Origin of the sequence: Caballeronia sp. LZ008 (assembly GCF_031451435.1) — a bacterium.
Lineage (GTDB): Bacteria > Pseudomonadota > Gammaproteobacteria > Burkholderiales > Burkholderiaceae > Caballeronia > Caballeronia zhejiangensis.
This window is the reverse complement of record NZ_JARUXK010000002.1, coordinates 985,417-1,007,882: the sequence shown is the minus strand read 5'-3', so window position 1 is coordinate 1,007,882 and position 22,466 is coordinate 985,417. Positions and strand designations below refer to the sequence as shown.

General features: G+C 63.1%; 18 protein-coding genes. 7 read left to right on the top strand and 11 right to left on the bottom strand.

Annotation, left to right across the window (positions count from 1 at the left end; translation table 11 throughout):
• Nucleotides 1-26 precede the first annotated feature (26 nt).
• Together tssB and QCE49_RS18930 are read right to left on the bottom strand one after the other, a co-directional pair.
• On the bottom strand, nucleotides 27-539 hold the full coding sequence (gene tssB, locus QCE49_RS18935) for a type VI secretion system contractile sheath small subunit (RefSeq protein ID WP_250457847.1): 513 nt from the start codon (nucleotides 537-539) through the stop codon (nucleotides 27-29).
• Nucleotides 540-734: 195 nt separating this feature from the next.
• Nucleotides 735-878: a hypothetical protein gene (locus QCE49_RS18930; RefSeq protein WP_160172869.1), complete on the bottom strand. Its 144-nt coding sequence runs from the start codon at nucleotides 876-878 to the stop codon at nucleotides 735-737.
• A 151-nt stretch (nucleotides 879-1,029) separates the two neighbouring features.
• Between QCE49_RS18930 and tssK the strand changes: the two genes are divergently transcribed.
• From tssK to tssE, 6 genes are all read left to right on the top strand, one after another.
• Nucleotides 1,030-2,382 carry a type VI secretion system baseplate subunit TssK gene (tssK, locus tag QCE49_RS18925; protein WP_250457838.1) on the top strand — a complete coding sequence of 451 codons (1,353 nt, stop codon included), beginning with the start codon at nucleotides 1,030-1,032 and terminating at the stop codon, nucleotides 2,380-2,382.
• The gene (gene icmH / locus QCE49_RS18920; RefSeq protein WP_250457837.1) at nucleotides 2,379-3,107 is read left to right on the top strand and encodes a type IVB secretion system protein IcmH/DotU; all 729 of its coding nucleotides are present in this window, start codon (nucleotides 2,379-2,381) and stop codon (nucleotides 3,105-3,107) included. The genes tssK and icmH overlap by 4 nt, the downstream gene beginning before the upstream one ends.
• Nucleotides 3,108-3,112: 5 nt before the next feature.
• Nucleotides 3,113-4,795: an OmpA family protein gene (locus QCE49_RS18915; protein WP_250457836.1), complete on the top strand. Its 1,683-nt coding sequence runs from the start codon at nucleotides 3,113-3,115 to the stop codon at nucleotides 4,793-4,795.
• Between the two features lie 98 nt (nucleotides 4,796-4,893).
• Nucleotides 4,894-5,379 carry an Hcp family type VI secretion system effector gene (locus QCE49_RS18910; protein ID WP_008346030.1) on the top strand — a complete coding sequence of 162 codons (486 nt, stop codon included), beginning with the start codon at nucleotides 4,894-4,896 and terminating at the stop codon, nucleotides 5,377-5,379.
• A 124-nt stretch (nucleotides 5,380-5,503) separates the two neighbouring features.
• The gene (gene tssH, locus QCE49_RS18905) at nucleotides 5,504-8,164 is read left to right on the top strand and encodes a type VI secretion system ATPase TssH (protein WP_250457835.1); all 2,661 of its coding nucleotides are present in this window, start codon (nucleotides 5,504-5,506) and stop codon (nucleotides 8,162-8,164) included.
• 11 nt (nucleotides 8,165-8,175) lie between these two features.
• Nucleotides 8,176-8,601 carry a type VI secretion system baseplate subunit TssE gene (gene tssE, locus QCE49_RS18900; protein WP_250457826.1) on the top strand — a complete coding sequence of 142 codons (426 nt, stop codon included), beginning with the start codon at nucleotides 8,176-8,178 and terminating at the stop codon, nucleotides 8,599-8,601.
• Between the two features lie 29 nt (nucleotides 8,602-8,630).
• Here tssE and QCE49_RS18895 read toward each other — a convergent pair whose 3' ends face one another.
• The 4 genes from QCE49_RS18895 to sauS all read right to left on the bottom strand — a co-directional run bounded on the left by QCE49_RS18895 (nucleotide 8,631) and on the right by sauS (nucleotide 14,779).
• On the bottom strand, nucleotides 8,631-10,232 hold the full coding sequence (locus QCE49_RS18895) for a tetratricopeptide repeat protein (RefSeq protein WP_250457815.1): 1,602 nt from the start codon (nucleotides 10,230-10,232) through the stop codon (nucleotides 8,631-8,633).
• Between the two features lie 82 nt (nucleotides 10,233-10,314).
• Nucleotides 10,315-11,655 carry an MFS transporter gene (locus QCE49_RS18890; RefSeq protein ID WP_250457813.1) on the bottom strand — a complete coding sequence of 447 codons (1,341 nt, stop codon included), beginning with the start codon at nucleotides 11,653-11,655 and terminating at the stop codon, nucleotides 10,315-10,317.
• 50 nt (nucleotides 11,656-11,705) lie between these two features.
• Entirely contained in the window at nucleotides 11,706-13,319 is a 1,614-nt protein-coding gene (locus tag QCE49_RS18885; protein WP_250457812.1) for an AMP-binding protein, read from the bottom strand.
• A complete protein-coding gene (gene sauS / locus QCE49_RS18880) occupies nucleotides 13,316-14,779 on the bottom strand; it encodes an acylating sulfoacetaldehyde dehydrogenase (RefSeq protein ID WP_250457799.1) in 1,464 nt (487 codons plus the stop codon). Before sauS ends, QCE49_RS18885 begins: the two co-directional genes overlap by 4 nt.
• A 189-nt stretch (nucleotides 14,780-14,968) precedes the next feature.
• Here sauS and QCE49_RS18875 point away from each other — a divergent pair, with 189 nt between their 5' ends.
• Nucleotides 14,969-15,748 carry an IclR family transcriptional regulator gene (locus QCE49_RS18875; protein ID WP_008346040.1) on the top strand — a complete coding sequence of 260 codons (780 nt, stop codon included), beginning with the start codon at nucleotides 14,969-14,971 and terminating at the stop codon, nucleotides 15,746-15,748.
• Nucleotides 15,749-15,790: 42 nt separating this feature from the next.
• Here QCE49_RS18875 and QCE49_RS18870 read toward each other — a convergent pair whose 3' ends face one another.
• The 5 genes from QCE49_RS18870 to QCE49_RS18850 form a co-directional block, all read right to left on the bottom strand.
• Nucleotides 15,791-17,230 (bottom strand): amino acid permease, encoded by a 1,440-nt coding sequence (locus tag QCE49_RS18870; RefSeq protein ID WP_250457793.1) that lies wholly within the window; start codon nucleotides 17,228-17,230, stop codon nucleotides 15,791-15,793.
• Between the two features lie 84 nt (nucleotides 17,231-17,314).
• Complete coding sequence (locus tag QCE49_RS18865; protein WP_008346044.1) at nucleotides 17,315-17,704, bottom strand: nuclear transport factor 2 family protein; 390 nt, start codon at nucleotides 17,702-17,704, stop codon at nucleotides 17,315-17,317.
• 43 nt (nucleotides 17,705-17,747) lie between these two features.
• The gene (locus tag QCE49_RS18860) at nucleotides 17,748-19,181 is read right to left on the bottom strand and encodes an FAD-binding oxidoreductase (RefSeq protein ID WP_250457792.1); all 1,434 of its coding nucleotides are present in this window, start codon (nucleotides 19,179-19,181) and stop codon (nucleotides 17,748-17,750) included.
• A 483-nt stretch (nucleotides 19,182-19,664) separates the two neighbouring features.
• Entirely contained in the window at nucleotides 19,665-21,395 is a 1,731-nt protein-coding gene (locus QCE49_RS18855; RefSeq protein WP_250457791.1) for a cobaltochelatase CobT-related protein, read from the bottom strand.
• The gene (locus QCE49_RS18850; protein WP_250457790.1) at nucleotides 21,392-22,378 is read right to left on the bottom strand and encodes an AAA family ATPase; all 987 of its coding nucleotides are present in this window, start codon (nucleotides 22,376-22,378) and stop codon (nucleotides 21,392-21,394) included. Before QCE49_RS18850 ends, QCE49_RS18855 begins: the two co-directional genes overlap by 4 nt.
• Nucleotides 22,379-22,466: the final 88 nt, after the last annotated feature.

Genomic DNA, 22,466 nt, shown 5'->3' with positions numbered 1-22,466 from the left:
TGAAGCGTATGGAAGGGTGCCGAGGTTCAGGCGTGGCCTTCCGGCTGCGTCGCCGCGGTGGCGATTTGCGAGAGTTCCCCGCGCAGCTTGTCCGACAGTTCCTTGTTCTTCAGGATCTTTTCGAACTCGCGGCGGAAAGTGCCGTTGTCCAGCAGATTCGACTTCAGATCGCGCAGCAGATTGCGCACGGCGAGCAGTGCCTGCAGTTCCGGAATCTGACGCGCCACCTGCTCCGGCTCGAAATCCTTCATCGAACGGAAAGAAAGGTTGATCGGCAGTTCGGAGCCGTCGTTCGAGAGCGTGTTCTCGGCGGCGAACTTCAGGTCGGGCGCGTAGTCGGCGAGAACGGCGTCGAAATTGTTCTTGTCGATATTGACTTTCTTGCGTTCGGAAAGCGGCGCCTGCTCGCGTCCCGCGCTGAAATCGCCCGCGACCAGCAGCTTGAGCGGCAATTCGACCTTCTTTTGCGCGCCGCCCGTGTGCAGATCGAGCGTGATCGAAACACGGCTTTTGGGAATCTCTCTCTGGAAGCTATCCATCAATAATCCTTAATAAATTGATCAAACCCATCTCGAAACCGAGAAACCACCTTGATTCTTCTTGCGCATATCGAGCGCCGATCAGACTCACGCGCCCAATGTGCCCTTCGGATTTTCGCGGGCATATTAGAACAGGTTTCGCCGCATTCCAAAAGAATCCAACGCTTGCCTAAATAATCGGCACGACACCCGTCCTCATCCGCCATTGCCGTTGATAAACAACGGCTTCGCAGTTTCCCGGATTGACTGCGCATGCTCGCGAAGCGCGCGCGACAGGGATCGAATGAACACTAATTGACAATCGTCACCCTCGCCATCTTCTTCTTGAAAATAGTCCAAGATCCATTTCCGTACATGCAAGTGGTTGTTATCGATCGACTTTCTCCTTGCCACTCTATAAATCCACTATTCATCCAGCAGGTATACGAATCACTTGGCCGACGATAGAATCCGCCCTTACATAAACCAATCAGTATCGCGAAATACATTCATGCGGATCGATAAACCGCTTTGGCACGAAGGCCTGATTCTTACGCAGCAGCATTTTCAACAACAGGAGCGATGGGCGGAATTTGCCCTTCGTCAATTCACGACTGCGGCCCTTGCGCAACCGTGGGGAACGCTCGACGTCGAGGTCGACGAAGACGCGCTCGCCGCTGGCCGTCTCAAGCTCTCGCGCCTCAAGCTGCGTTTTCCCGACGGTACGCCCATCGATACATCGATTGCGCAGCCATTACCCCCTGCGCGCGATCTCACGCAAGGCGCGAGCGCGGATCGGCAAAGCGTGACCGTGCTGGCCGCGCTCGCGCTGCCAGACGCCAACGGCAACAACTGCCGCATGGATGAGGCGGCGCTCACGCGTCCGCGCCGCGCCTACCGCGAGTTCGTCAAGGTCGTCGACACAAACGGCACCGACGAAAGCGAAATCGCCGCGGAACGTCATGCCGTGCGTCTGCTGTTCGATTTCGAGCCGCACGCCGATGACACCGTTTGCGCCATCGCACGCCTCGTCCGTTCCACGAGCGGCCAGTTCCAGCTCGACCGGCGCTACGTGCCGCCTTGCCTGTCGCTGGGCGCGCATGAGCTTCACGTCGAGCGCATCGGCCGGATCGCCGACATCCTGCTGGCGAAGAGCCTCGCCCTCGGCGCGCGGCGCAGCGAGCGCATCGAACAGGTCGCGGAATACGGCGTCGCCGACGTGCAGTTGTTCTGGCTTCTGCATTGCATCCATGCCGCGTGGCCGCAACTCCGATTCCTCGCTTCGAATCCGAACTTGCCGCCCGAGCGCTTGTACACGGTCCTCGCCGAGCTCGCCAGCGCGTTGATGACGTTCTCCACGAGCTCGCAGCTCACGGACATTCCTGCGTACGATCACGTCCGCGCCGACGAAGTCTTTGCGGACATCGAATCGATGATCCGGAACTTGCTGGATGCGATCATCCCGTCGCGTGTCGTGCCGATCGATCTCGCGCACGAGAACGCGACGACGTGGACCGGCCAGATTCTCGACACCCGTATCGCCGATGGCGCCGCCGACTGGTATCTGTCGGTCAATTCGACGCTGCCCGCGTTCGAACTCGTCGAACGCATTCCGCGGCTGTGCAAGATCGGCGCGCCGGACGAGGTCGATCACATCGTCAATTCGGCTCTGGCAGGTATCGCGTTGAAGGCCGTTCAGCGCGTGCCGGCGGCAATTCCCGTGCGCCTCGATAACCAGTACTTCGCGCTCGATGCCGCGAGTCCCGCGCACGCGCGCATGCTGGCCGCGCGTGCATGCCAGATCTATCTGCCGACATCCGTCCCGGATGTCTCGCTCGAACTCTACGCGGTGCTGCGCTCATGAACATGCTGTCCACGTCTTCCGCACACTCGAGCCTCGTCGAGCCGGCTCCGGGCGTCGCGCCGTCGGTCATGACCGGTATCCGCGATCTGCTGCGCGACACCGCGCTCTTCGTCGCGAATCTGTCGACAGGCGGCTCCTCTGCCGAGTTCGCATCGTTGCGTGCGCACTGCAAGTCGATGACCGACGAATTCAGCGCGGCGCTCCATCTCCGAGGCTATCCGGACGAAGTACGCGAGGACGCGGTGAAGGCCCAATGCGCCTTGCTCGACGAAACGGCGCTGCATCATCTCTCCGATGAAGAGAAGCCGCTGTGGTCCGCACAGCCTTTGCAGGTCGAGAGGTTCAAGCAGCACGACGGCGGCGAACGCGTCTTCGAGCGGCTGGAGTTCCGCATGCGCGAACACTCGCCGCAAGTCGATCTGCTCGAGTGTTACGCGGCGATTCTCGGACTGGGCTTTCGCGGCCGATATTCGGGCAATGGCGAGAATCAGCGTCTGGCACTCATCGATGAGTTGAGCGCGCTGATCGCGCGCCTTCGTCCCGAAAGCGAGCGCTCGCTCGTCATCGACCAGCCGGGCCGGCGCTTCGGCAACTGGCTTCGGCGCATCTCGCCGTGGGCCGTCGCCGGAATCGGCTGCGCCGTCGCGCTCCTTACGTGGTTCATCTGGCACGTCACCCTCGACATGCAGCTCGCCGCGCTGATTCCCAACGCAGTCAAGCCGTGAGCGCCATGCAGAGACTGGGTTATCCGGCGCGCACCATCGTCGTCTTCGCGGCGCTGCTCGCGCTCGCCGTGCAGTGGTTCGTGCAGCCGTTCGGCAAGGAATGGATCTGGCTTTCGACGGCAGGCATTGTGATCGTCGCGGCGGCCCTCGTCGGCTGGCGCACGCGACGCCTGTCACGCGCGCGCCGCAGCAGCATGCATGTCCTGAACGCGCTGGGTGCGGCGACCGTCGATATTCCGCTGAACCTGCGCACGCGCATGCCGCTCGTGCTCGTCATGGGCGATGCGCTCGCCTCGCTTTTCGATCACGGCTCGGGCACGCCGCGTCTCGTGCTTATCGGCGATGGCGCGATCTGGCTGCGCGTGGATCGTCCGCAGGATCTGCCCGGCATCGCACTCGCGATGCGCCAGTGGCGCGACGGCCAGGCGCCCGACGGCGTCGTGCTGAGCATTGCGCCCGCGCTCCACGCCGACGCCGATGTGCTCTCGCAAAGCCTGCGCGTGGCGCGCCAGGCGCTCGCCGATGCCTCGCGCATCGTGAGCGTGCGCTTGCCGGGTTATGTCGCGGTGTATCAGCGCCTGACACGTATCGCGTGCAGCGACGCAAACGCGGGACGCCGATGGCACTGTGTGTCGTCGGGGACGCCGCTCGTCGACGCCCGGCGCTTCGAAGCGCTGATCCGCAATGCGGAAGACGATGCCTGCCGCCATGCGGGCGATCATTACGCGTCCGCCCATGCGGCCGCACTGGCATCCATCGTCGGCTGGACGCAGCGCATGGTGTTCGGCACGCTGACCGATCCGCGCCAGCCGGCCACGCCCTGGGCGCTCTACGGCGCAGGCTGGATCGACTGCGGGCCCGCCAGCGACGCACATAAACCGTGGGAGCAGGACGTGCAGATGCAAACGCACATCGCGCCCGCGAGCGTCGATGCAAGCCCGGCTCCGTGGCCGTTGCCGCAATCGCTGATCGAAGCAATGCCCCGCCGCATCGTGACGTCGCCGCGCGTGGCCGCCTTCGCACATGCCATCGGCATCGTGGCACTGGCGGCAGGCGCCGCGATCCTCGGCGCGGGCCGCAACAATGCGGCGCTGCTCGAGCGCCTGCAGGCGGACATGGACCGCTACGCAGCCGTCACGCCGGAGCACGACGCCGCGCGCCGCGACGCGTTGAAGGCGCTCGTCGCCGATCGCGATGAACTGGATCGCTACGCGCGCACGGGCGTGCCGCTCAGACTGTCCTTCGGGCTCTATCGCGGCGCGCAATTGCTGCCGACGTTGAATACCGCCATCGCCAGCTATCAGCCGCCTGCGCCGCCGCCCGCCGTGGTGACGCTCGACAGCATGTCGCTCTTCGACAGCGGCAAGGCGCAACTTAAACCGGGATCGACGCGCGTGCTCGTCGAAGCCGTCGAAATGATCAAGGCGCATCCGGGCAAGCGGATCCTCGTGGCGGGCCATACGGACAACGTGGGCAATGCCGCGAGCAATCTGAAGTTGTCGAACGCGCGCGCCGCGGCTCTGCGCGACTGGCTGATCGAAGCGTCCGGCATACCGGCTACGCAGTTTGCGGTTCAGGGCTACGGCGACACACGCCCCATCGTCGCGAACGACACGCCACAAGGGCGCGCGAAGAACCGTCGCGTGGAAATCACTCTCGTACCGGACACCGCGAACGTCGCGAACTGACATCGTTAATCGAATTCCCGGAGTTCTCTCTTCGGGATCTTGTCGCTCAGGAGTTGTTTTTCTGAGCATTGCTTGGCAGTACCAAAGAGGAGTAGTAAATGGCAATTCCCGCATACATGTGGCTGAAGGATGACGGCGGCGCCGACATCAAGGGTTCCGTCACCGTGCAAGGCCGCGAAGGCAGCGTCGAGATCGTCGAGTTCGGTCATGGCGTGCATATCCCGACCGATGGCAACACCGGCAAGCTCACCGGCACGCGCGTGCACGCGCCGATCACGCTGACCAAGGAAACCGATTCGTCCACGCCGTATCTGTACAAGGCGGTGACGAGCGGCCAGACGCTGAAGTCGGTCGAGATCAAGTGGTACAAGATCGACGACGCGGGCAAGGAGAAGGAATACTTCAACACCAAGCTCGACAACGTCAAGGTCGTCGCGGTCCGTCCGAAGATGCTCGACATCAAGAACCCGGCTTTCGAGAAGCACAACCATCTCGAAGAAGTCGAACTGCGCTACGAGCAGATCACCTGGTCGTTCAAGGACGGCAACATCATCCACAAGGACACGTGGAACGAGCGCGCGTAAGCGCGTGACCCAGCGGCTCATGACAACGTGAGCCGTCGAAGCCAGCCTGCTTGCGGGCTGGCTTTTCTTCTGCAATTCATCCCCACCGTACGCCCTCTTTCATTCACCTCGGCACCGACTTCATATGACAATGCGCGACTCCACTCATCTGCTTCGCCGGCTCAACCAGCACTGCGCCCGCACGCTCGAAGCGGCCGCGAGCCTGTGCCAGACGCGCCTTTCCGACGAAATCACCGTCGAGCATTGGCTGCTGAAGCTCATCGAGGCGGACGAAGGCGACATTCCCGCGATCCTGCGTCACTATGAAATCGATGTCGATGCGATCTGGAACGCACTGCTCGCCGCAATCGACCGCCTGCCGCGCAATCTGCGGGGCATGCCGTCGCTTTCCATCCAGCTCGCGAGCGTGCTTCAGGACGCGTGGCATCTCGCATCGCGCGAGGATATCGACGGTACGATCCGCTCGGCGCATCTGCTGCGCGCGCTCATCGGCGCACCGCATGTCATGCGGACGCAGGACGCGTGGCCGCTTTTTTCGCTTTCCGATGCGCAGATCGAACGGCTCGTGCCGCGTCTCGGACGCGCGTCGTGCGAGAACGCGCCCGCGCAGGAAGACGAAGGCGACGCAAGCGCACCAGTTGCAGATGCTCAAGCGCCCGTCAAGCAGGCGGCCCCGCGCTCGACCGAAGGCCAGGCGCTCGAGCGCTTCGCCATCGACCTGACGGAGAAGGCGCGTCGCGGCGAAATCGATCCGGTGTTCGGCCGCGATCGCGAGATCCAGCAGATGATCGACGTGCTCGTGCGGCGGCGCAAGAACAACCCGATCCTCGTGGGCGAGCCGGGCGTCGGCAAGACGGCACTAGTCGAAGGGCTCGCGCTGCGCATCGCCGAAGGCAGTGTGCCGTCTCTCTTGCGCGACGTGCGCATTCTCACGCTCGACCTCGGGCTGCTGCAAGCCGGTGCGGGCGTGAAAGGCGAATTCGAGCAGCGCCTGAAAAACGTGATCGATGAAGTCAAGGCATCGGCGACGCCGATCGTGCTGTTCATCGACGAAGCCCACACGCTGATCGGCGCGGGCAACTCGGCCGGCGGCTCGGACGCTGCGAACTTGCTGAAGCCTGCACTCGCGCGCGGCGAGTTGCGCACCATCGCCGCGACGACGTGGTCCGAATACAAGGAATACTTCGAGCGGGATGCGGCGCTCGAGCGGCGCTTCCAGATGGTCAAGGTGGAAGAGCCGGACGACGATGCCGCCTGTCTCATGTTGCGTGGCCTCGCGACGCGCTACGCACGGCATCACAACGTGCATATCCGCGACGAAGCGCTCGTTGCGGCAGTCAGACTGTCGCGCCGCTACATCCCCGCGCGCCAGTTGCCGGACAAGGCCGTCGATCTCATCGATACCGCCGCGGCGCGCGTGCGTATGGGTCTCGACGCGCCGCCCGCCGAACTGCAGCGCGCGCGCGCGGTCGTGGCCGCGCTGGAACTCGAAGGCGCAAGCATCGATGCCGACGAACGGGCGGGCATCGACGATACAGCCGCGCATCGCGACGCGCTCCGCGCCTCACTGGCGCAAGCGAAACAGGAACTCGCGGACGTTCAGGCGCGCTACGACCGCGAACTGTCGCTGGTGCGCGCGCTGCTGGAACAACGCGGCGACGGCAAGACGAAGCCGGATGCAGATGCGTTCGCCGCAGCGAAGCACGCCCTCACGGATGCGCAAGGCAAGTCGCCGCTGATCTTCGCCGATGTCGATGCACAGGCCATCGCGCGCGTGGTCGCCGAATGGACGGGCGTGCCGGTCGGCAATCTCGTCGAAGACGAGCTGCTCGATCTGCTCACGCTCGAAGATCAACTGGCGAAGCGCGTGGTCGCGCAAGACGACGCGCTCGGCATGCTCGCGCAAAGCCTGCGCACCGCGAAGGCGGGGCTCAAGAGCGAACATGCGCCGCTCGGCGTGTTCCTGCTGACCGGACCCTCGGGCGTCGGCAAGACGGAGACGGCGCTCGCGCTCGCCGATGTGCTGTTCGGCGGCGAGGCCGCGCTCACCACGATCAACATGTCGGAGTATCAGGAAGCGCACACGGTGTCGCAGTTGAAGGGCTCGCCGCCGGGTTACGTCGGCTATGGCCGCGGCGGCGTTCTGACCGAAGCGGTGCGTCAGCGCCCATATAGCGTCGTGCTGTTGGATGAAGTCGAGAAGGCGCATCGCGACGTGCTCGACATGTTCTATCAGGTGTTCGATCGTGGCTCGATGCGTGACGGCGAAGGTCGGGAAATCGACTTCCGCAACTGCGTGATTCTGATGACGTCCAACCTCGGCTCCGAACAGATTCACGATGCGACCACGGACACGCCCGGCATCGCGCACGCCGCGTTGCTCGACGCCATCCATGATCCGCTCGTGAAGCATTTCCAGCCGGCGCTGCTCGCGCGTTTCCAGACGCTCGTGTTCCGCCCGCTCGACGTAAGCGCGCTCGGCGATATCGTGCGCCTCAAGATCGCGAAGATCGCCGATCGCCTGAAGCGTCAGCACGATGTGACGCTCGCCTGCGAGGAATCGCTGATCGCATCGCTCGCTCAGATGTGCCTGTCGCGCGATTCGGGCGCTCGCAATATCGACGCTTTCCTCGACCAGCGCATTCTGCCGACTGTCTCGCGCGAACTCCTGACGCGCATGGCGAGCGGCGCCGCACCCGCGGAGATTCGTCTCGCCTATTCAGAGGAAGGCAATCTGACGATCGAGTTCATCGATCGCGACTCGTCCGTGCCCGCAACCGCCTGAAGCGAGAAAAGATGCCAGGCCCGTCCCTATATGAAATGCTGCTCGGTCAGATCGACGGCGAACCGCTCAGCGATTTCGATGACCGCACGCTCGAAGTCCTGAGCGTGCAGCAGAACGTGCGACGCATCCTGAACACGCGCGCCGGTGCCCTCAAGCATCTGCCGGACTACGGGCTGCCCGATCTGACCAACCTCTACAAGGCGCTGCCGGCTTCTTCACAGGCGCTGAAGGAGCAGATGGAAGTCGCGCTGCTGAAGTACGAGCCGCGCATCCGCGCGATCGACGTCGCGATGGTCGATACGTCCGAGCCGGGCCTGCAAGTGAGCTTCGAAATGACCTGTCATCTGAAGCGCGCGGGCCTTGTGCGCTTCGGAACGTACTTCGTGCCGCCCGGCGTTTTCCGGCTGGAGCGGCGCGTGCGCGAGGGCAGGATTTGACTCAGCTTGCGCGCGGGCTGATTCGCGCGCTACACCGAAGCCCCCCGCTCGCCGACCAACTCGCGAAGATCGTCCGCGATCCGGCCGATGACCGGCTCCCAGTCATGCAGCTTCTTCTGTCGATACAGACGCACGGTGGGATACCATTCGGTTCGCTCGCCCTGCAGTCCCCAGCGCCACTCCGGCGCGGACGGCAAGATTCCCCACGTCGGCTTGCCGAGCGCGCCAGCGAGATGCAACGGCGAAGAGTCCACCGATATCACGAGATCGAGATGATCGATGAAGCCGGCGGTATCTGCAAAGTCCGTCCACTGAGACGACACGTCGTGCGCGCGAATGCCCGACTGCCTCGTCAAACTGGCGTTCGCCTGGTTCTTCTGCAAAACGAACCATTCGATACCCTCGATCTCCGACAGCGGCTTCAATGCGCGCGCAGGCACGAAGCGGTCAATGCCGCTGAAGTTGTGCGGCCCGCTATACCAGCACAGTCCCACCTTCAGCTTGCCCGCATACGGCTGCATGAAGCTGTCCCAGCGAGCGCGGGCATCAGCTGGCGCCTCGATGTATCCGCGTCGACTGTCGGAGATGGCCGCTGCTGTCTCGTGCACGTATGCGGGCAGCAAGTAGTCGAAGACCCAGTAATCGTAATTCGCGAGTTCGTCCGGCCGCCAGCCAGATGCAACGCTTTGCGCGCCGTCGAGATCGCGAAACAGCCGGTGCAGTTCCGGCCGGCAAACGAAGTGAACCGACGCGCCCGCCGCTGCCAGCCGGCTCGCGTAACGCGCGAGCATCAGATTGTCGCCGACGCCCGCATGGTAGGCGACCAAGATACGCTTGCCTTGCAGCGATTGACCCCGCCACCATTTTGAAAGATACGGGGCAATATCCGGATCAAGCGCAAGAACATACTCATCGCTCGACACCCCTTCGAGCTTGCGCCATCCCTCGCGCTCGCGTCCGAGCAGAATGAGCACGTCCCCAAGCGGACCGAAGGCATCCACTCGGTGCGGTGCAATCTCTTCGGCTCGGCTAAATGCATCCAACGCTTCGAGATAACGGCTCTGCATGTACAGCGCTTTCCCCAACATCAGCCAGATGTCGACGTCGTCGGGAGTCTGCGCGAGCAGCGCGCCCGCACGTTCGATGACCCCGGCATAATCGGAGAGGAATCGTCCGCGAAGATGCAGCGCGCTCTTCTCGTCGGCCCGGATAAGCGCCTGCTTCGCATGGAACCGCATCAGTTCCGGTCGACCAGCGAACAGGTAAATCTGCGCGAGGGCGGAATGTGCGTCGCAGTTGTCGGGATCGAATTCGAGCGCCTCGACAAAGCACTCGATCGCGCTTTCCCGATCCCCGCATTCGTTCAGATAGATGATGCCGCGCTGAACTCGGACGATCGCGTTGTCGGGGTTCCGCGCGATCCATCGCGTACACATTTCCAGCGCGAGAAGCGGCTCACCTAATCGGATGAGGCCATTGGTGGCCTCGATCGCGTAATGAGCCTCGTGAGGTTCGATATCGAACGTCCCGTGCCACAAGGCGATTGCCTGGTCGCGTTTGCCACGCTCGATTGCAGCCTGAGCAGCGCTGGCGAGCGCCGTCGCTCGCTCCCTGATGTCATGCTCCACCATCGCTCTTCCGTCGTTCAATAAGGATGCCGGAGCGTAACAGAGCCGAGCGTCTCAACCGTAACAATGCGACGCGCGAACGCCGCTACTCATGCCACTGCCCCGCCCCTCCCGCGAACGCCGGCACGCCCATTTCCTCGCGACTGCGCGCCGCACGCGCTTCATCGGCTTCCACGGTCTTGCTCGTATCGATGAAAAGCGCCGCGACCGCACCGACCGCGAGCAATCCCGCTGAAATCGTGAACGGCACGTTATAGCTTCCTGTCTGCTGGATCAGATAACCGAACGCGACCGGCGACACCATTCCCGCGATGCCGAAGCCCGTGTTCATCATGCCGCCCGCCGTGCCCGCATACTTGCCCGCGATATCGAGCGGCAACGTCCACAGCACCGGATTCGTGATCTCGAGGAAGAAGAACGATGCCGTCAGGAACCACACCGCCATGATCGGGCTCGGCGCATTGACCATCGGCAGAAGGAAGGCGAGCGACCCGCCCATGCCCACCACGAGAATGCTGCAGCGCGCGAGCCGCAGTTTTCCCGTCATCCTGTAGATGCGGTCCGACAGCACGCCGCCGAGCGTATCGCCGATCACGCCGGCAAGCAGCGGCAATGCGGTGAACAGCGCGAGATGCTTCAAATCGAAGCCGCGCGATTCCTTCAGATACGAAGGCAGCCACGTCAGATACACCCACAGCAGCCAGCCATAGCAAAAGTCGACGAAGGTCACGAGCCACATGCGATGAATCAGCATGCGCCACGGCGTCGGCTGCTTTCTCGAGCGCGCGCATTCTCCCGCGCGATAGCCGATCTCAGCGGTTTCCTCGGGCGTCACGCGGCGGTTTTCATCGGGTGAATTGGTGAAGACGAAGAGATACAGCACCGTCCACGCAAGGCTCGCGATGCCCAGCAGAACGAATGCCTCGCGCCAGCCGCTCGCTGCGACCACGGCAAGCACGAGCGGCGGCGTCACCGCGCCGCCGAGCCGCGCGAAACTATGCGTGATGCCTTGTGCAAAGCCGCGTTCGCGCACCGGCATCCAGAACGTGAAGGCGCGCGTGGCGGTCGGAAACGCGCCGCCCTCGCCGATGCCCAACGCAAGGCGCAACAGCACGAGCATGCCGATGCTGCCCGCGAAGCCCGTCGCGAGCGTCGCCGCGCCCCATATCAACGAGAGCACGGTCAATACGAGCTTCGGGCCGAATCGATCGGCAAGCCATCCGCCGACGATCTGCATCACCGCATACGGATACGCGAACGCGGAGAACACGAGCCCGAGCTGCACGGACGTGAGGCCCATCTCCTGCCGGATCAACGGTCCTGCCACGGCGATGTTCACCCGATCGATGTACGAGATGAAGTACATCAGACACATCACGCCGAGAATGATATGGCGCGTCTTCACGCGCTGACGTTGCTTGTTCACAGTGTCTCCTTCCTTTGGTCCATCTGATGTGCAATATCGAGCCGTGTCAGCTATACGAGCTTCAGGCGCTGCACCTTGCCCGAAGGTCCGCGCGGCAATGCATCGGTGAAGCGGAATTCACGCGGCGTCTTGTAACGGCCGAGTTCGCGCAGACAGTGCGCGCGCAAGTCGGCCACATCGAGCGATGCCGCGCCGCCGTTCGGCACGATGTACGCGACGATGTCCTGGCCATACGCCGCATCGGGCACGCCGACGGCCGCTGCTTCGAGCACGCCGGGATGACGCAGCAGCGCTTCGTCGATCTCGCGCGGCGCGATGTTCTCGCCGCCCTTGATGATCAGTTCCTTCGCGCGTCCATTGATGTAGAAGAAGCCCGCCTCGTCGCGATAACCGAGATCGCCGCTGCGCAGCCATCCGTCTTCCGTGAACGCGTTGCGCGTTTCTTCCGGACGCTTGTAGTAGCCGCTCATCAATTGCTCGCCGCGCAGCACGAGCTCGCCGGTTTCGTTGGGCGCGCACTCACGTCCATCGATGTCGACGATCTTCGCTTCGCCGCCCGAAGGCAAGCCGATACTGCCGATTCGCCTTAACGTTTTGTCATACGGATTACTGAATATCGGCGCGGCGGTCTCCGTCATGCCCATCGTTTCAATGACGCCGATGCGAAAGCGCTTCTCGAACGCCCGATGATGATCGGCCGGTAACGCTGCCGACGCGCTGCGGCAAAATTTCAGCGCCGACAGATCGCAGCCCTCAGCGCCCTCGCCGTTCAGCAGATAAGCGACGATGGTCGGCACCACGTTGATCCATGTGCATCCGAACTGCGATGCCTCGTTCCAGAACGTGCGCGCCGAGAAACGCGGCGTCATCACCGCCGATCCGCCGTGCCACAGTGGCGACAGCAGCGCGACGACGAGACCGTTGATGTGATAGAGCGGCAACGATACGAGCACGCGATCATCATCGGATAGCCGATGTTCGTCGCTGATGTTGCGCATGTTGGCGAGCAGGCTGCGATGACTCAGCAGCACGCCTTTGGGCGCGCCCGTCGTGCCCGACGTGTACATGAGCAGCGCCGTATCGCCGGGATTCATCGCGCCCGCATCGCTCGCGACGATATGCGCGCCGGGCGTTTCGTCGCGCACGAGTCCGATCGTGCGTGACGGAAGCGTCGGGATATCGGGCAAAGCGTTCGCATCGGGCGACGTACGCACCACAGCGACGTCACGGTCCATGCCTTCGCGACGCAACACGTCGATCGCTTCGACGATGGTGTCGTGCGTGTCATCGGCGACGAAGATCGCGCGCGTCTCCGAATGCTCGACGATATAGCGCACCTGCGAAGGCTGACACAACAGATTCAGCGGATTCGCCACCAGGCCGCTATACATCGCCGCCAGCAGCAGCCGCGCGGTCTGAATGCCGTTGCCCATGAAGACGGACACGACATCGCCCGCACGCAGGCCCGCAGCATGAAAACGCTCTTCCAGCGCGAGACATGCTTCGCGCAACGCGCCGAAGGTCAGCATGTCGTCTCCGACCGCGGAGAGCAGGAAGGGTTTGTCCGGCGCGCGTCCGGCGCGAGCGTCGATCAATGCGCGCAACGTGAATGCAACGACCGGCGCACGATCGGAAGGAACGATTCGATCCGCTAGCGCGCTCATCGCCCGATCCTCCTGAAGTAAACGCCGAGCAACGCGTCGACTTCCGGCACGCGCTCCGCAATCCGATACGCGATGCGCGTCACGTTCAGGTATTGCCGATAGCCGAGATTCGCCGAAAAGTTGTTGCCGCCCCAGGTGCCGCATCCCATCGACAGCGAGAACGGCAGGCCGTTGTCGAAGTTGCCGCCGGTCGCGAGGCAGTGCGCCTGATCGACGATCACGCGCGCCACCGGCAATTCAGTGCCGAGCCGGACGGCGAGGGCATCGTCCGCGCCGTGCACGCCGACCGAATGTCCCGCGCCCATGTATTGGTAGATGCCGCGCACGATGCCGATTGCGGCGTCGATGTCGCGCGCGCGATAGACCGTCAGCACGGGCGAGAGCTTTTCGCCGGAGAACGGATACTCGGCGCCGTAGCCGCTCTCCTCGACCATCAAGAACTTCGGCTCGCGCGCCGCGATATCGTCGAGGCCCGCTTCGCGCGCAATGGCCGTCGCCGAGCGCGCGGTGCAGCGCGCCGAGAGCTTGCCGTCGTGCCACATCGCCGCCTGCAACCGCGCCTTCTGCGCAGCGTCGAGCAGCACGCCGCCCTGCCTCGTCAACGCATCGAGCATGCGTGCATGGATCGCGTCTTCGATCACGACACTGTTCTCCGATGAACAACTCGTCGCGTTGTCGAACGTCTTGGACGCGGCAATCTTGCGCGCTGCATCATCGGGAATCGCGCTCGCCGTGACGATCGATGCGACGTTGCCCGCGCCCACGCCGAACGCGGGCGTGCCGCTCGTATGGGCCATGCGGACGTTCGCCTGCGAGCCCGTCGCGACGACGAGATCCGCGAGCTTCATCAACGCGGCGGTCGCGGCCTTGCCGATCGGATGCGGCAACATCTGCACGAGATCGCGATCGAGACCGGCCTTCGCGAACTCCGCATGAATGAACTCGATGAGCAACGCGCACGACGAATAGCCCTTCGGTGAGGGCGCGACGATGACCGCGTTGCCGCACTTGAGCGCGTTGATGATCTTGTTGGCGGGCGTCGCGGCCGGATTCGTCGATGGCGTGATCGCCGCCACGACGCCGACCGCGCGCGCAATTTCGACGATGCCGTGTTCCTCGTCGCGCGCGATCACGCCCGTCGTCGCGACGCCGTGAAGATCGCGCAGCAGGCCGAGCGTCTTGCGATGGTTCTTGCGGAATTTGTCGTCGGCGTTGCCGAGGCCCGTATCGCGCACGGCCAGGTCCGCGAGTTGCCGGTTGCGCTGCGGCTCCATGATGGCCCACGCAGCGGCCGATGCAGCTAAGTCGAGCGTCTCCTGGCCCGCTTGTTCGAAGCGTCGTTGCGCGGCGCGCGCTCGCGTCACGAGCGCGGCAACGATGCGCTCCACATCGGGTTCTGGTTGATTCGGCGCATCGTCGTGAGGACGTGCGAGCGTCGCGCCGCTTGCCATGTGATTCATGCGATAAACCTCGGCTGTTGGAAGATTGAAGGTGCTCTCCAATCTAGTCAGCCGCGTCCGTCGCGCGGTCCCGTTTTCTGGACTAACGCGTGCAGCGATAGCGCGAGCATCGGAAATTCAGCTTTTCGGGACTTTTTAGAGTCCCGAAAACCGGTGTTTTCGACGCACAATGAAATAAAACCGAAAAGTATGCAGACGGAGACAAGCGTGACTTCGAATCAATCGAATGCCGCCGCCGTGCGAGCGTTTCGCGTGCTCGAAACGCTCGCCGAGGCGAATCGCCCGCTTTCCATGACCGAGCTCGTCGATGCATTGGGTCTGCCCAAACAGACCGTGCATCGCATCCTGGTGCAGTTGATGGACGCATGGCTCGTCACGCGCGGCGCAAGCGACAAGCTTTATGAATGCTCGGCGCGCGTGCGTACGCTCGCCATCAACGTGCTGATGCACGCGGGTCCCGCTGCGGCGCGTCATGCGCTATTGGAACAGCTCGTCATGCGCGTCGGCGAAACATGCAATCTGACGATGCTCGCGGGCAACGACGTCGTCTATGTGGATCGCGTCGAAACGGGATGGCCGCTGCGCATGCATCTGCAGCCAGGTTCGCATGTGCCGTTGCATTGCTCCGCAAGCGGCAAGCTGCTGCTGAGCTTTTTGCCGAAGGATCGGCGCGAACGCATGATCGAACGCTTGCCGTTGCGTTCGTATTCGGAGCGCACGATCACCGATCGCGACGCACTGCGCAAGGAGCTCGCATTGACACGCCGCCGCATGCTCGCCATCAACAATCAGGAGCATTTGCAGGGACTCGTTGCGATCGCGGTGCCGGTGATGCTCGATCGCAATCGCGCGTGTGCGGCGATTGCGATTCAGGCGCCGGTGGGGCGCGTGGCGCTCGATCAGTTGCTTGCGTTCGAACCCGATCTGCGCCGTGCTGCGGAAGAAACCGCGAAGACGTTCAAGGATTGAAGGCCGGTTTTCGATTCGGCAAACCGGCCTTTGCTTCAGTGCTTATCGTTCGCTGGTCTGGAGATGCCGCGTCGAGTGATGTTCGTCTTCGACCTCGACTTCCTTGCGGCCGCGCTTGAACACGACATACGCGACGATCAGAATGCCGAGACTCGCGACGCCCAGCCACAGCGGCTTGCGTTGATCGGGAATGAAGGCCATCGCGACGAGAATCGCCATCATCCCGAAGATCGCGAGCCACGTGAGATAGGGAAATCCCCACATGCGTACGCGCAGGTCGCTTACTTCGAAGCTCGTCATACGGCCGCGCAAGCGCAGTTGCGAAAACGCGATCAGCAGATACACGAAGATCGCCACCGTGCCATACGAATTCACGAGGAACGCGAACACCGTATCCGGCGATACATACGACATCACCACCGACACATACCCGAAAACCGTGCCGAGCAGAATGGCGCGCGTCGGCACGCCGCGCTTGTTGACCTTCGCGAGTCCGAGCGGCGCATCGCCGTGACGCGTCAACGCGAACAGCATGCGCGATGCCGCATAGAGGCCCGAGTTCAGCGCGGACAGCACGGCGGTGAGGACGATCGCGTTCATCACGTTGGCTGCGGCGGGCATGCCCATTACTTCGAGCGCGCTGACATAAGGCGTCGCCATCTGATGCGAATTCCACGGCACCAGCGCGACGACGAGCGCCACCGATCCGACATAGAACACGAGCACTCGCGTGATGACGGAATTAGTTGCCTTCGCAACTGCCTTCGCAGGCTCCTTCGCTTCGGCCGCCGCGATCGTGACGATTTCCGCTCCGAAGTAGAAGCCGGTCGCCGCGACCGCGCCTGTCATCACGGGCCCGATGCCCTCCGGCATGAAGCCGCCATGGCCGAGGAACGTCGCGGCGACATCGGTCGTGTGCATCGATGCGGGCCAGAAGCCGCAGACGTACAGGCCGCCGAGAAACAGGAACACGATGATCGCGCCGACCTTGATCGACGAAAACCAGAACTCGAATTCGCCATAACTGCCGACCGAAATGAGATTGGTCAGCGTGAGCACGACGAGCAACACCAGGCTGATCATCCATGCAGGCACATCCGGTATCCAGAACTGCACGAGCTTCGCGCCCGCGACTGCTTCGAGCGCGATCACGATGACCCAGAAGTACCAGTACATCCAGCCCGTCAGGAACCCGGCGAGACGGCCCGGCCCGCGCTGCGTCTTGAACGCGAGCCGCGCATATTCGTAGAACGAGCCGACGGCGGGCATCGCGCAGGCCATCTCGCCGAGCATACGCATGACGAGAACCACGAGGCCGCCCGTGATGAGAAACGAGAGAATCGCCGCGGGTCCGGCCTGCTGGATCACCACGCCGCTCCCGACGAATAGTCCGGCGCCTATGACGCCGCCCAATGCGATCATCGTCATGTGGCGCTGCTTGAGGCCACACTTGAGATCGCTCTGCTCCGTACTCGATTGCATGTCGTCTCCTGATTTGCTTGTATCGATTCGGCGCTCGCCCGCGGGTTCGTTGCCGGCGGGTCGAGGCGTTCGTTCAATGACGCTTCAAAGCGCCGGACGATCCTTTCGATAGGCGTTCTTCACCGCGATCCTGCCATCGCTGAACGTGAAGACGTCCACCATGCGCGCCTCGATGCGCGAGCCGTCCGCCTTCGTGCCGCGAAACGTCGATTCCGATACGCCGCGATTGCCGCTCACGAAGTGCTCGCCGTCATTCCACGATGCATCGGGAAAGGTTTCCCACGCAAGCGTGAAGCCCTTGCGCACTTCGTCCCGGCCCTTGAACGTGCGGCCCAGCGCATCGGGTCCGGCCACGCCGTGAAAAACGCATTCGTCCGCCATGCAGTTCATCAGCGCGTCGATGTCGTGGCGGTTCCATGCATCGTTGAACGTCTGCAAGAGGCGAATGTAATCCTGATTCGTTTGTGTGCTCATGTGTCGATGTTTTCAGTGCGTTGCGAAAGAGACCAAAATGCGTTCAGCGCTTCTCGTCCTGCGTCAGATACTTGTGATACAGAAACCGTTGGCCGACGCGGCGGAACGGCGCGAAGCCTTTCCACTTCACCATGCCCATCACGTTCGGATATTCGAGCGCGGAGTCGTAGATCGGCAGATCGTCGCGGCTGTGCTGCCACTTTCCCGCGACGCGCTCGGCCATGCGCCGCCCCGCATGCGCGGAGAACGACACACCGTTTCCGCCATAACCGACTGCATAAAAAATGCTCTGTTGCGGATCGGGTTGCGCGACGCGCGGCATCATGTCGTGACTCACATCGACCCAGCCCCACCAGGAGTAATCGATGCGAAGGCCTTTGAGCGATGGAAACTTGCGATGCAAGCCCTCGATGAGCACGTCCATATGGCGAGGGTTTGCCGCATCGGCGCCGGTGATCGCGCTGCGGCTGCCGATCTGCACGCGGTTATCCGGCAACAGCCGATAGTAGAAGCGCAGCGTGCGCGTATCGGTAATGACCTGGCGCGAGAGGAAATTGGTCGATGCGAGTTCTTCCTGCGTAAGCGGCCGCGTAACGAGCGAGTTCGAGAGTATCGGCATGATCTTCGCGGATAGCGCGCGATGCATGTCGTTGCGCGTATAGCCGCCGGTCGCGAACGCGATCGCCTTCGCGCGAATCACGCCGCGCGGCGTGCGGACATGATGCACGCCGCGAATCGTCTCGACGTTGAGGACCGGCGTGCCCGGATGCACCTTCACGCCGAGCGAGCGCGCCATACGCATATAGCCGAACGCGAGCTTCAACGGATGTACGCCGATGCCATCGGGCTCCAGCAGCGCGCCGCAATTCTCGCGATCGTCGACATACGATTGGGCGACTTCCTTCGCGCTCAGCATGCGCGCGTCGTAGCCGAATACGTCGCGCATCACTTTGCATTCGTTCGCGAGAAAGTCCATCTTGCGCGCGCGATGCGCGATGTACAGATGCCCGCCCGGCTGCGGATCGCATGTGAACTCGCCGATCAATTGCTTGAAGGTGTCGAAACCTTCGCGGATCTCGGCATCGAGCCTGAGCGCCGTCTGCTTGCCCCAGCGTTCGATCCATTGCGAGCGATAGAGGCGTCCGCTCGCGTTCTGCCCTTGCCCGCCGTTGCGGCTCGTGCAGCCCCATGCCGTGCGATTCGCATCGACGATGGTCGCGCGGATGCCATGTTCGCGCGCCAGAAAGAGCGCCGTCGAAAGGCCGGTGAATCCCGCGCCGACGATCAGCACGTCGACGTCGGCATCGCCGGGCAAGGGGCCGTCGTCTTCGGGCGGCTCGCCTGCGGTCGCGACCCAGTAGGTGGGCGCGTAATCCATCGGCTGACGGCCGATGGGCGAAACGAGCGGGTCGTAGAGCGGATCGTATGGGGCGCACGCGCCACGAAAGGCCGGCGCAACGTAGTCGAGAGTAGCCACCGATGACTCCTTGGAAAGTACCCTCATACTGCACCGAACTCGACGTACCGCTTAGAGCCACGCCGAAACCATCGTTAGTGCCAGGATGCCGCCGCCGCTGGCCCCAGCGATTGGTCGCGTCTGGCACTACGACGCGCGCTTTTTGTCTGGTCATACTGGGCCGAATCCCTTCTCTCTCGCACCGAATGTCTCGGGAGGCCAATGATCATGCGGAGTGACCCATGCCGAAGCGCTCTCAGGCATCGAAGGGCAAGCATTCATGCCTTCGAGTCATCTTCCCGCCGATCTGCGCAGCCTTGCCTTTCGCTCCGATGAGCGTTTCGATCGCCTCTTGCGCGCGAAGAGCATCGCGCGGCTCGTGATGGAACGTGTGCCGAGATTCACGTCGTCGGCAAGCGCTGGCAAGTCATCCCATGCCGCGATGTCGACGAAACCGCCATCGTCTTCATCGGCCTGTTCGAAACCGACGACATACATCGCGCGTTAAGTCGTGCCTCTGCGCCGCGCACCGAGCCATGCGGCGAGCTTCGCGAATAGCGTCATGTCCGGCGCAACGCTCAGATCCACTGCGAAGTGATGCCGATAGTACGTGCTCAAATCGAGGCCGACGCCAAGGCCGAGCACTTCCACAGCGCGCGATGCTTCGTGCTTCTCGACGACCTCTCTCAAGTGCTGATCGAGATAGTTCGGATCGTTGGCTTGCGCGGTCGCGCTGTCCATCGGGCTTCCATCGGAGATGACAACGAGGATGCGGCGCGCTTCGTCACGCGCGATGAGCCGCGAGCATGCCCAATCCAACGCTTCGCCGTCGATACCTTCGCGGAACAAATCGGCCTTGAACAGCGCCGCGATATCGCGTCGCGCGGCACGCCAGCCTGCCTCCCCTTCCTTGAAAATCATGTTGCAGGCTTCGTTGAGCCGGCCCGGATACTTCGGCCGGCCCTTCGCGAGCCAGTCGAGCTTCGCGCGCCCGCCATTCCATGCGCCGGTCGTGAAGCCGAGCACTTCCGTCGTGACGCCCGCCATGCCAAGCGCTCGCACGAGCACGTCGATCATCACCGTGACCGGCTCGATGCTCGCCTTCATCGAGCCCGAGCAGTCGATGAGAAAGCTCACCGCACAGTCCGCGTGCGGACGTTCGCGCTCGCGTCTGAAGACACGCCGCTCATCCGGCGATGCCACCACTTGCGCGAGCCGCCGGCCGTCGATGCGCCCGTCTTCCTCGCCGAACGACCAGCCATCGCGACGCGGCACGGTGATCGATGCCTGCAACATGCGCGCGAGACGCGGCACGTTGATATGCCGCGCGGCAATCAGAGCGTCCAGCCGCTCGCGATATTCGCGCAACAACGCGGCCCGGATCAGCGTCGATGGGCGAACGGTCTTGTCGTAACGCGTGGTGAAGATGCGATACGCCTCGCCCGTCGCCTCGCGCGCGCTGCTGTCGCCACTCGCAGCGAGCGCCAGCCGTTCGAGTTCGCCATGTTCGTCGTCGGTATCGAACCAGGTGCCGAGCATGGTGCGCGCGGCATCTTCTTCTTCGTCGTCGGATGAATCGCTCTCGACGAACGTGTGCCGCACTTCCTGCACCATTTCGCCTATCGTTCGCGCGATTTCCAGCGCATGGACCGCATACGCGCGCTGGTCGTGACGATGGCGGCGCATGCCCGCAAGCGCATTGCCGAGCGATGGCGCGAGCGCCGCACGGGTCGCTTCGATGAGCCCTTCGGTTTCTTCGAGCACGGCGCGGCCCGAAAGACGCGACTGCGCCATTTGCGCGGCCGTGTAAATCAACAAGCCGATTTCGCTGTCGAGCAAGCCCGATTCGTAGCACGCGAGCGACCACGCATCGAAGCGATGCCGCACATTGCGCTTCACGCCTTCCATGCCGGAAGGCACGCGCGTTTCGCAGCGCAACTGTTCGAGCATGTCGAAGACCATGCGCGCGACGGGTTCACCGGGAGCGAGTTCGCGATGCAGCGCGGCATCCGAATGCGCGATGCGCAACGCGGACGCATCGGCCGCGCCGCGCGTCGAATCGGCGTCATCTTCCTCTCTGTGCTCGCCGCGCAAATGTGGCGCATGCAACGGCACCGGCCGCAGATGCCGATACAACTTGCCACCGCGGTAATGCAATGCGTCGTCGCCGGTCAGGGCTCGCACGGTGGCCGCGCACAGCGCATCGCGTCGCGCGCGTTCGCGCGAGTCGTTCATCGCGCCGACTCGTCGTGCCACTGCGATGGCGTATCGAGTTCCTCGCCGAACGCGCGCTGAAAATATTCCGCGACGATCGGCCGTTCCGCTTCATCGCATTTGTTCAGGAAAGTGAGACGCAGCGCGAGCTTCGTATCGCGGAAAACTTCGCGGTTTTCCGCCCAGCTAATGACGGTGCGCGGCGACATCAGCGTCGAAAGATCACCCGCCGCGAAGCCGCGCCGCGTGAGGCCCGCCATGCTCACCATCGAATCGACGAGCGCGCGGCCCGCGTCGTCATCGAGCTGCGGCACGCGCGCGAGCACGATGCGGGCCTCTTCCTCGCGCGACAGATAGTTGAGCGTCGCGACGACGTTCCAGCGATCGATCTGCGCGTGATTCAACATCTGCGTGCCGTGATACATACCGTTCAGGTTTCCGAGGCCGATCGTGTTGGTCGTCGCGAACAGCCGAAAAAAACGATGCGGCTGGATCACGCGGTTCTGGTCGAGCAGCGTAAAACTGCCGTCGCGTTCCAGAATTCGTTGAATCACGAACATCACGTCGGGACGGCCGGCGTCGTATTCGTCGAACACGAGCGCAACCGGCCGTTGCAGCGCCCAAGGCACGATGCCTTCCTGAAACTCGGTGATCTGCACGTCGTCGCGCACCACGATCGCGTCCTTGCCGACGAGATCGAGGCGGCTCACGTGGCCATCGAGATTGACGCGCATGCAAGGCCAGTTGAGCCGTGCCGCCACCTGTTCGATGTGAGTCGACTTGCCGGTGCCGTGCAGCCCCTGCACCATCACGCGCCGGTTGAATGCAAAGCCGGCGAGAATCGCCAGCGTGACCTCGGGATTGAAGCGGTACGCCTCGTCGATTTCCGGAACGTGCGGATCGCGCGTGCTGAACGCAGGAACGTCCAGATCGGTGTCGATTCCGAAAAGCGAGCGCACGGGCACCTTCCGATCCGGCTCGTCCATCCATGTGTCGCGCATCATGAGGCTTCGTCTCCCGTAGCAGAGACTTCAGCATAGCAACTATTCTTTTTCGGAACAATTCATTTCGTTTATTTTTATCCGAACGGCA

Coding starts and splice junctions, on each gene's coding strand:
- tssK (WP_250457838.1), top strand. CDS start 1,030: ATGCGGATCGATAAACCGCTTTGGCACGAAGGCCTGATTCTTACGCAG.
- QCE49_RS18910 (WP_008346030.1), top strand. CDS start 4,894: ATGGCAATTCCCGCATACATGTGGCTGAAGGATGACGGCGGCGCCGAC.
- QCE49_RS18875 (WP_008346040.1), top strand. CDS start 14,969: ATGCAGACGGAGACAAGCGTGACTTCGAATCAATCGAATGCCGCCGCC.
- tssB (WP_250457847.1), bottom strand. CDS start 539: ATGGATAGCTTCCAGAGAGAGATTCCCAAAAGCCGTGTTTCGATCACG.
- QCE49_RS18895 (WP_250457815.1), bottom strand. CDS start 10,232: ATGGTGGAGCATGACATCAGGGAGCGAGCGACGGCGCTCGCCAGCGCT.
- QCE49_RS18915 (WP_250457836.1), top strand. CDS start 3,113: ATGCAGAGACTGGGTTATCCGGCGCGCACCATCGTCGTCTTCGCGGCG.
- QCE49_RS18885 (WP_250457812.1), bottom strand. CDS start 13,319: ATGAGCGCGCTAGCGGATCGAATCGTTCCTTCCGATCGTGCGCCGGTC.
- icmH (WP_250457837.1), top strand. CDS start 2,379: ATGAACATGCTGTCCACGTCTTCCGCACACTCGAGCCTCGTCGAGCCG.
- QCE49_RS18870 (WP_250457793.1), bottom strand. CDS start 17,230: ATGCAATCGAGTACGGAGCAGAGCGATCTCAAGTGTGGCCTCAAGCAG.
- QCE49_RS18850 (WP_250457790.1), bottom strand. CDS start 22,378: ATGATGCGCGACACATGGATGGACGAGCCGGATCGGAAGGTGCCCGTG.
- QCE49_RS18855 (WP_250457791.1), bottom strand. CDS start 21,395: ATGAACGACTCGCGCGAACGCGCGCGACGCGATGCGCTGTGCGCGGCC.
- tssH (WP_250457835.1), top strand. CDS start 5,504: ATGACAATGCGCGACTCCACTCATCTGCTTCGCCGGCTCAACCAGCAC.
- tssE (WP_250457826.1), top strand. CDS start 8,176: ATGCCAGGCCCGTCCCTATATGAAATGCTGCTCGGTCAGATCGACGGC.
- QCE49_RS18865 (WP_008346044.1), bottom strand. CDS start 17,704: ATGAGCACACAAACGAATCAGGATTACATTCGCCTCTTGCAGACGTTC.
- sauS (WP_250457799.1), bottom strand. CDS start 14,779: ATGAATCACATGGCAAGCGGCGCGACGCTCGCACGTCCTCACGACGAT.